The sequence below is a fragment of the Corynebacterium halotolerans genome (assembly GCF_050107895.1).
Taxonomy (GTDB): domain Bacteria; phylum Actinomycetota; class Actinomycetes; order Mycobacteriales; family Mycobacteriaceae; genus Corynebacterium; species Corynebacterium halotolerans_B.
In genome coordinates, this window is sequence record NZ_JBNILW010000065.1 from 1 (window position 1) to 255 (window position 255).

Annotated in this window: 1 rRNA gene; it reads left to right on the forward strand. The window is 63.9% G+C overall.

Going from position 1 to position 255, the window contains the following annotated elements:
* Window positions 1-98 (forward strand): 5S ribosomal RNA (gene rrf, locus ACQCVD_RS15575); the annotation flags it as partial.
* Window positions 99-255: the final 157 nt, after the last annotated feature.

The window sequence follows — 255 nt, forward strand, 5'->3', positions numbered from 1 at the left end:
GGGTCACGCCCGGTCCCGTTCCGAACCCGGAAGCTAAGCCTGTTTGCGCTGATGGTACTGCACCTGGGAGGGTGTGGGAGAGTAGGTTGCCGCCAACCTTTTAACTTCATGTGTCTGGCCCTCGTGGTCCCCGCGTTGTGGTGGGGGCCACGGGGGCCAGACTGCTGTTGGGGGTGTGCGTGGTCGCGGTAGGCGACTGCGTGCACCTCTTTTTGCGTGTCTGGGTGCGTTACAGAAGGTGACCCCGTTCCCCGG